The sequence below is a fragment of the Faecalicatena contorta genome (assembly GCF_001404335.1).
Lineage (GTDB): Bacteria > Bacillota > Clostridia > Lachnospirales > Lachnospiraceae > Faecalicatena > Faecalicatena contortus_B.
Window position 1 is genome coordinate 45,979 of record NZ_CYZU01000013.1, and the last position, 7,429, is coordinate 53,407.

Annotated in this window: 7 protein-coding genes; 5 read left to right on the forward strand and 2 right to left on the reverse strand. The window is 46.6% G+C overall.

Annotation, left to right across the window (positions count from 1 at the left end; all coding sequences use genetic code 11):
• Positions 1 to 502 precede the first annotated feature (502 nt).
• From ARB69_RS08630 to ARB69_RS08650, 5 genes are read left to right on the forward strand one after another with little or no spacing between them, the layout of a single operon-like run.
• The gene (locus ARB69_RS08630) at positions 503 to 1,204 is read left to right on the forward strand and encodes a lantibiotic protection ABC transporter ATP-binding protein (protein ID WP_055152634.1); all 702 of its coding nucleotides are present in this window, start codon (positions 503 to 505) and stop codon (positions 1,202 to 1,204) included.
• Positions 1,201 to 1,977, forward strand: coding sequence for a lantibiotic immunity ABC transporter MutE/EpiE family permease subunit (locus tag ARB69_RS08635; protein WP_242857568.1), 777 nt, complete (start codon positions 1,201 to 1,203; stop codon positions 1,975 to 1,977). The genes ARB69_RS08630 and ARB69_RS08635 overlap by 4 nt, the downstream gene beginning before the upstream one ends.
• Positions 1,971 to 2,750 (forward strand): lantibiotic immunity ABC transporter MutG family permease subunit, encoded by a 780-nt coding sequence (locus ARB69_RS08640; RefSeq protein WP_055152636.1) that lies wholly within the window; start codon positions 1,971 to 1,973, stop codon positions 2,748 to 2,750. The genes ARB69_RS08635 and ARB69_RS08640 overlap by 7 nt, the downstream gene beginning before the upstream one ends.
• A 36-nt stretch (positions 2,751 to 2,786) precedes the next feature.
• Positions 2,787 to 3,476: a response regulator transcription factor gene (locus tag ARB69_RS08645; protein ID WP_055152638.1), complete on the forward strand. Its 690-nt coding sequence runs from the start codon at positions 2,787 to 2,789 to the stop codon at positions 3,474 to 3,476.
• Between the two features lie 18 nt (positions 3,477 to 3,494).
• On the forward strand, positions 3,495 to 4,925 hold the full coding sequence (locus tag ARB69_RS08650; RefSeq protein WP_055152640.1) for a HAMP domain-containing sensor histidine kinase: 1,431 nt from the start codon (positions 3,495 to 3,497) through the stop codon (positions 4,923 to 4,925).
• A 135-nt stretch (positions 4,926 to 5,060) separates the two neighbouring features.
• On the opposite strand, the gene ARB69_RS08655 is transcribed toward ARB69_RS08650, so the two are convergent.
• Positions 5,061 to 5,699, reverse strand: a complete 639-nt coding sequence (locus tag ARB69_RS08655) for a lactate utilization protein (protein WP_055152642.1) — start codon at positions 5,697 to 5,699, stop codon at positions 5,061 to 5,063.
• Between the two features lie 308 nt (positions 5,700 to 6,007).
• Positions 6,008 to 7,429: xylulokinase (gene xylB, locus ARB69_RS08660; RefSeq protein WP_070102375.1), on the reverse strand; the 1,422-nt coding region annotated here is incomplete at its 5' end.

The following is a 7,429-nucleotide window of genomic DNA, read 5'->3' on the forward strand; positions in this document are numbered from 1 at the left end:
ATCGTCAAAAGACGGTATGTCCGTTTTTATGCTGTATTATTCTCTTTTTAAAGGCTTTAAACTTATTCCGTGTCTCCCCGGCAGCTGCCAGCCCACTGTCTTTTCCGCTGTTAGGTCTGCTGTATACTATTTCTCTGAAAAACTTCTATAAATACAAATAAATCAATATTTTTCAATTCTAATAGTTCCCTGTAATAATGTCAAACAGTAACAGATCCGGCCTGCGTCAACTGTTTCGTCAAACAGATCATTTTAAGGCATACTTTCCCATTTTTGTGTGTACCACTTTTTTATTTAACCTTCAATAGTAAATCGTTTTTATTATACCAATTGTTATAGAAATGTTATCTTTCAGTGTTAGAGTGTATCTGAAAAGACAAATAGCCTGTTGGCCGGACCGTTATCAGGCTTTAGAGACAGGTACAATATTTTGCAAATCACTATGAGCTTTTTCCTGAGGAAATTTTGGCTCGCTTAAATCTTATGGAAAGGAACGACTAATATGAATGATCTTATTCTAAAAACAAATGATTTATCTAAACGCTATGGAGATCAATTAGCTGTTGACGGAGTCAGCCTGAAGATCAGGCGGAATTGTGTATACGGGCTGCTGGGACCGAACGGAGCCGGAAAGTCTACTACGCTGAAGATGATTACCGGACTGATAAGGCCCACGGAGGGGCAAATTTATTTTAACGGGAAGCCCTGGAAACGAAATGCCCTGGAAAAAATCGGATCTTTAATTGAATCACCCGCTTTGTATGGCAACCTTACGGCGGAAGAAAATCTGCTGGTACACACCAGGCTCTTGGGGATACCCGGCGAAAAGATTCATGAGGTGCTGGATACTGTTAATTTGAAAAATACCGGTAAAAAGCCGGCTTCTCAGTTTTCTATGGGGATGAAACAACGGCTGGGTATTGCCGTAGCGCTTCTGAATGATCCGGCCCTGCTGGTGCTGGATGAACCATCCAATGGACTTGATCCCTTCGGAATTCAGGAATTGCGGGAACTGATCTCTTCTTTTCCTGAAAAAGGCATTACGGTCCTGCTCTCCAGCCATATTCTCTCTGAGGCCGCTCAGGTTGTGGATCAGATCGGAATAATCAGTAACGGACGGCTGCTGTTTCAGGGCGCCCCTGATCCCTGCGCAGACCTGGAGGACTTTTTTACAGATATTATAATGAATGGAGGGTATAAATGATGAATGGACTTCGATCTGAACTCCTTAAATACAAAAGAACTTTTATGGGAAAACTAATTGTTTTGGTTCCGGTGTTTTTCGCAGGGTATGCGCTGATTATGCAGGCAACGCTTATGAAACATCCCTTGTCGCAGAACAGATCCTGGATGTGGGACAGCCTTTTAGCCCTGATCTTTAACTGGTGGACCTTTGTATTCCTGCCTCTTGGTTTTGCACTTTTTGCTGCATTAGCGGCCGGGCAGGAAAAGAAGTCCGGAAATTATCGCGCCTTACGTTCACGCTGTATTTCACCAAAGCTGCTTTGGATATATAAGGTGGCTGCTATGGCGGTCTACAGCCTGCTTTCATCGATGGTCCTGACCCTTGCCGCAATTCTGGCAGGAGTATTCGCAAAATCCGGCGCAATTCCCTTCCGGCAGATTGCAGCAGCAAGTATTGTCTGCTGGGCAGCTTCCCTTGCCCTGATTCCTATTCAATTGTGGGCGGCTACGTGGAAAGGGCTGTTTCTGAGCATGGGGATCGGATTTGCGGGCATGACAGCCGGGGTTCTTGCCGCGCCTGAACCTTTCTGGTTTACGGTACCCTGGAGCTGGGCAATACGGCTGATGTGCCCCATTGTTGGAGTACATCCAAATGGTTCGATATTAGAAAACGGCGATCCGCTCTTGGATACATCCGTGATCCCAATCGGAATCGTGGTGCCATTTGCTGTATTTCTGGCAGCTACACTGCTTACCGCTGTATGGTTTAACAGGAGGGAAGAAACATGCTGAATCTCTTATTATCAGAATGGCTCCGGACAAAGCGGACGGCTGTCCGGTGGCTTACTTTTTGTATGCCGGTTATATTCTCTCTGTGTACGGCTGCCTATCTGGCAGCCCGGGAGGGAAGCACGCAGGCGTTTGCTTTTGAAGGTTTTTTTACAATCTGGACGGTGTTTATAATCCCGGCAGGCATAGGTGTTTTAGCAGGTTTCATTGTGCAGGAGGAAGAACTTGCCGGAAACTTTTCCGGCTTTTTAGGCACCGGGCTTTCCCGTGTCAGGCTATATGCCGGTAAGTTTTTACTATTGTTTTTTTGTGTGGCCGTGTGTACATTTATCGCGGTATTGCTCCTCTGCGCAGGAATGAAGGCCGCAATGCCGGCAGGAGTTACTGTCTGGGTCTTTGTGGCAGGCGCCACTCTTACAGTTATAGGAACCCTCCCTCTGCTTGCACTTCACCTGTGGATCAGCTTCGCATGGGGAATGGGAGCCTCTGTCGGCATTAGTTTTGGAGGTCTTTTAATGGCGGCAATACTTGGGCTGACAGGCCTTGGTTCAGGGTTATGGCCGCTCATTCCATGGACATGGCCGGTCAAACTGGGGATGCTCCCGGGCACTTACTTCCTCAAACATACCGTTTCCCTACCGCAGGCAGAGATTACATCCGGCTTGATAAAAACGGCATCCACAGGACTCAGCGCTGCAGCAGCTGGTCTGATTGTGTTCTTGATTGGAGGGATGATATGGTTTAATATATGGGCTGGAAGGAAAAGCTACGAATAAACGGTGATTGTTTTGTAAGTAGAAGGGAGTGCCATATTGAGTAAAATATTGATAATTGATGACGAAACAGACCTTGTCATGCTGCTCAAGGACGAGCTGGAAGCAAAGGGGCATGAAGTCCTTACGGCTTATGACGGGCAAACGGGTATTGATCTGTCACAAAAACAGCCGGACCTGATCATTCTGGATATTATGATGCCCGGTATAGATGGGTTTGAAGTGTGTCGGGCAATCCGGGATGATGTCTTGTGCCCTGTTATTTTCCTGAGTGCACGGCAGTCAGAAACCGATAAGATCAGAGGATTAACACTTGGCGGCGATGACTATATAACCAAGCCCTTTGGACTGCATGAGCTGTTGGCGAAAATTGAAGCAAACCTGCGGCGCGAGAGACGGTCGCAGTACTTGAATGCGGAGAACAAGCGGTCTAAGCTGTACTTTGAAAAACTGTGCCTGGATATGAGAGAACGCACTGTCAGGGTTGATGGAAAAGACATAGAATTGACCAAACGGGAGTATGACATTGTAGAATTACTGGCGCTCCATGCGGGTCAGGTTTTTTCGAGAGAACAGATCTACGAAAAGATATGGGGCTTTGATTCCGAAGGAAATTCCTCCACCGTTGTTGAACGCATCAAGAAAATCCGGGCAAAATTTTCAGCAGCGGCTGACAAAGAGTATATCTCCACCGTCTGGGGGATCGGATATAAGTGGAACAAAACGTAAGAAAGCGGGGTACATTCTATGAAGAATCAATCACTTGCTTCCCAGTTCAGGCGTACTTTAATATGGATTCTGACAGCCAGCGCAATCGGGACGGCGCTTACCTCTGCGATTGCATTTTCTTTATTTACCCAATCCCTGGACCGTGATATTTATACTCCGGATTACTACGAGCGGCAGGTTCCCGGTATTGAGGCTTATATTCGTGAAACGAACCTGGATCTGCTGTCCCCGTCCGAAGAAACCGGTTTAAAGAATACCATTCCGGACGGCGGGATGCTTTATCTGGTTGTAGATGAAAATGGAGACATCCTCTATGGTTCGGATTCCCGGAAACCGTTTGAGACAAAGGAAGAACTATTTCAAAGCTTTGCAGGGACAACTGTTTTTCGGCAGGGGCATTACATCTATACAGTTCCTCTCCTGGATAACAGAGGAAATACAGCAGGGGCCGTCCTTCTCTCCTATCAGATTAAAACAACCTTTGCAAATAACAGGGGAAAAATGGTATTCGCAGCTGTCGTCCTGGCTCTGTGCTCTCCGTTTCTCTATATCATCGGTTTTACACTCCTGTTTTCAAAAGTTTTTGCCCGCAAGATCAATCAGCCCCTCCAACTTTTGATTGATGCGTCCAAAAAGATACAGGAAAAAGATCTCGACTTTGAAATCGACTATCATTCAGACAATGAACTGGGCAGGCTCTGCCATGCTTTTTCTGAAATGAAAGGGGAACTTCAGAATTCGCTGTCTGCCCAATGGAAAATGGAACAGGAACGTGTGGAAATGGCAGCGGCGCTGGCCCATGATTTGAAGTCCCCTCTTTCTATTATTCTGGGATATACTGACGCGTTGATTAAAAACAATTCCGAGGGAAGCGAAAAGTTATACCGGTATCTCAGCGTTATTCGGGAAAACGCTGAAAAAAGTGCGGCTCTTGTCCAAAAGATACAATATTCATCCGGTCTGGAAACATCAGACATACAGCCCAATCTTGTGCCTGTATGCTTACCTGATTTTTTGACGCAGAAAGTCCATGAATTTGAGCTGCAGGCAGGGCAAAAGGATATTAAAATTGCTTTGGAGATGCAGGGTAACATGGAGAATACCATATGGACTGATTCAGAAAGGCTGTCGCGGATTTTTGATAATATTATTTCGAACAGTCTGCGGTATACCCCGGCAGGTGGGACGGTTCACATTTCCGTAAAGGCAGAGAAAGAACGGATTACGTATAAGATTTGTGATTCTGGCTGTGGATTTAGCCCCAAGGATTTAAATAAGGCTCTTGAAAAATTCTATCGCGGCGATGAAGCCCGGCAGTCGGACGGCGGGCATTCCGGGCTTGGACTCTATATTGTCAGACAATTAGTGGAACAGCTTGGCGGTACTGTGGAAATCGAAAACACAAAAGCGGGCGGAGCGTGTGTGATGTTTTGTCATAGTATTTCATAACTAAAAGCATTATAAAAGGTGAATTGGGCAAGCCCACTTCACCTCCTCCCCCCTCCCTCATGAGGGGCTTGCATACTTTAGCACTGCTGCAATACCGCCGGTGGACTTTTCCCTTGTCCCGGCGGTATCCTCTCTTTAAAATCCCAGATTGTCGTTCTCAAGTATGACTTTTATTCTTTCCTTTACTCCCGAATTACGCGTCACAAGCACCTGACAGCACATGGAATTTGCACCTTTACAGTCATAGCACAGCCCATTGTTCCTGCAAGGTGTATCTATGCCCAGACGAACTGCATTTATGGGGGTAGCCTCATTGTGCACACGACTCAGTGCTTCTTCCAGATTTTTAACCGCTTTATTCATTCCAACGATTAGAATCACATTTTTCGCTCCAAAGGCAATGGCCGCGATCCGGTTCCCGAACTTATCTATATTAACCAGTATTCCATCATATGTAATGGCATTGGAGCTGGCAAGGAAGTAGTCACTCTCAAAGCATGCCAGTTCTGCCTGACGCTTTTCCTCCGGAGTCTTACAGACATCCCTGTTGATCACCTGATAATTGCCTTCACAGACCGCCTGCTTCAGTCCAATCTCCGTCACGGAGGCAGAACCGCCCCAGCCTACGCTGCTTCCTTCCGGCATCATCTCAAGCGCCATTTTCAGGGCTTCCTCTTTCGTCTTTGCATAATAACCAGCCATATTACGGCTTTTTAGATTCTTAATCATGTGTTCTGCAAGTATTTGATTGCGTTCTGCACGGTAATTATCCATACTTTCATCCTCCTGTCATTTACAAGGTTTACATGTTCTTCACATATTCATTATAAGCATTGCGGGTGGAAAAATCTACCTGGCAGAAACATTTTTAAGTTTCAAAGGAAGGTTAACGCAAGCTTCAAGTCTTGTAGACATATGGGGGCGCGAAATGAAGGAATAACTGCAAGCCTGCCAAGCGAATTAATACGCTGTCACCATTTTGGAGCCACTCCCAGTGGACAAGCCTTTCCTACCGGTCGGATATACCAGCCGAAAAACTAAACCTTGCGTACTACTGGGGTCAGTCCCCCCTTTTGCACTTATTAAGCCAGCTCTTGAAAAAGTTTTTTCATGGCCGGGTATATCTTCCTGAATTTCTGATAGCGTTCTTCATATTTTTCTACCAGCTGTACATCTGGTTCCACGGTCTCAATCACCTTTACCAGCTTGCCTGCTGCATCTTCCACGGATGCATATTCCCCGCAGCCTACTGCTGCCAGGATCGCGCCTCCGTATCCGGGGCCTTCTTCGCTTTCTATGACATCTACTTTCAGGTTCATGACATTCGCAATAATTTTTTTCCAGAGCGGGCTCTTTGCCCCGCCGCCGCATATCTTTGTTCTTTCGATCCGGATACCAAGGCTTCTGGCCACTTCCAGAGAGTCTCGCAGCCCGAATGCCACGCCTTCCAGTACGGCCTGGGTCATTTCCTCTCTTGTAGTATCCATAGTCATTCCCGTAAACGTTGCCCTTGCTTTCGGATCATTGTGCGGGGAGCGCTCTCCCATCAAATATGGCAGATAGAATACCTGATTTTCTCCCAGTTTGACAATAGCCTCCTGCTCTGCTGCATATTCTTTTGTCTTCAGAATCTCATCCATCCACCACTTATTGCAGGATGCAGCACTTAGCATACAGCCCATTAGATGATAATGGCCGTCTGCATGGGCGAATGAATGCAGCGCATTGTTGTCATCCACGCCAAAAGAACTGCTTGAGATAAAAATTGTGCCGGATGTTCCAAGAGAGATATTGCACATCCCATCCCCCACCGTTCCGGTACCTACCGCTGCCGCCGCATTATCCCCGGCTCCTGCGATAACCTTTACACCGCTGCCAAAACCAAACTCTGCTGCCACATCAGCTTTCATATCCCCTACAACATCATAGCTCTCATAGAGCGTGGGAAGCTGCTGCTCTGTAACACCACAGATCTGCATCATTTCCTTAGACCAGCATTTATTCTTCACATCCATCAGAAGCATACCGGATGCATCGGAATAATCTGTGCAAAACACGCCGCTCAGCTTATATGCCAGATAGTCCTTTGGAAGCATAATCTTACTGATTCTTGCAAAATTCTCCGGCTCATTTTCCCTCAGCCAAAGAATCTTCGGCGCTGTAAATCCGGCAAAAGCGATATTTGCCGTGTATCCAGACAATTTGTCTTTTCCAATCACCTGGTTCAGATAATCCGTCTCTTTACCGGTCCTTCCGTCATTCCAGAGAATTGCAGGCCGGATAACCTCGTCCTTCTCGTCCAGTACCACAAGTCCATGCATCTGCCCTCCAAAACTGATACCGGCAATCTGCTGCCTGTCGCAATCGGCAGTCAATTCCCTGATTCCCTCAACAGTCTGCGCATACCAATCCTGTGGATTCTGCTCCGACCAGCCGGGGTGTGGAAAAAACAGGGGATATTCTTTAGAAACGATATTGTGGATCTTACCGTTTTCATCCATCAG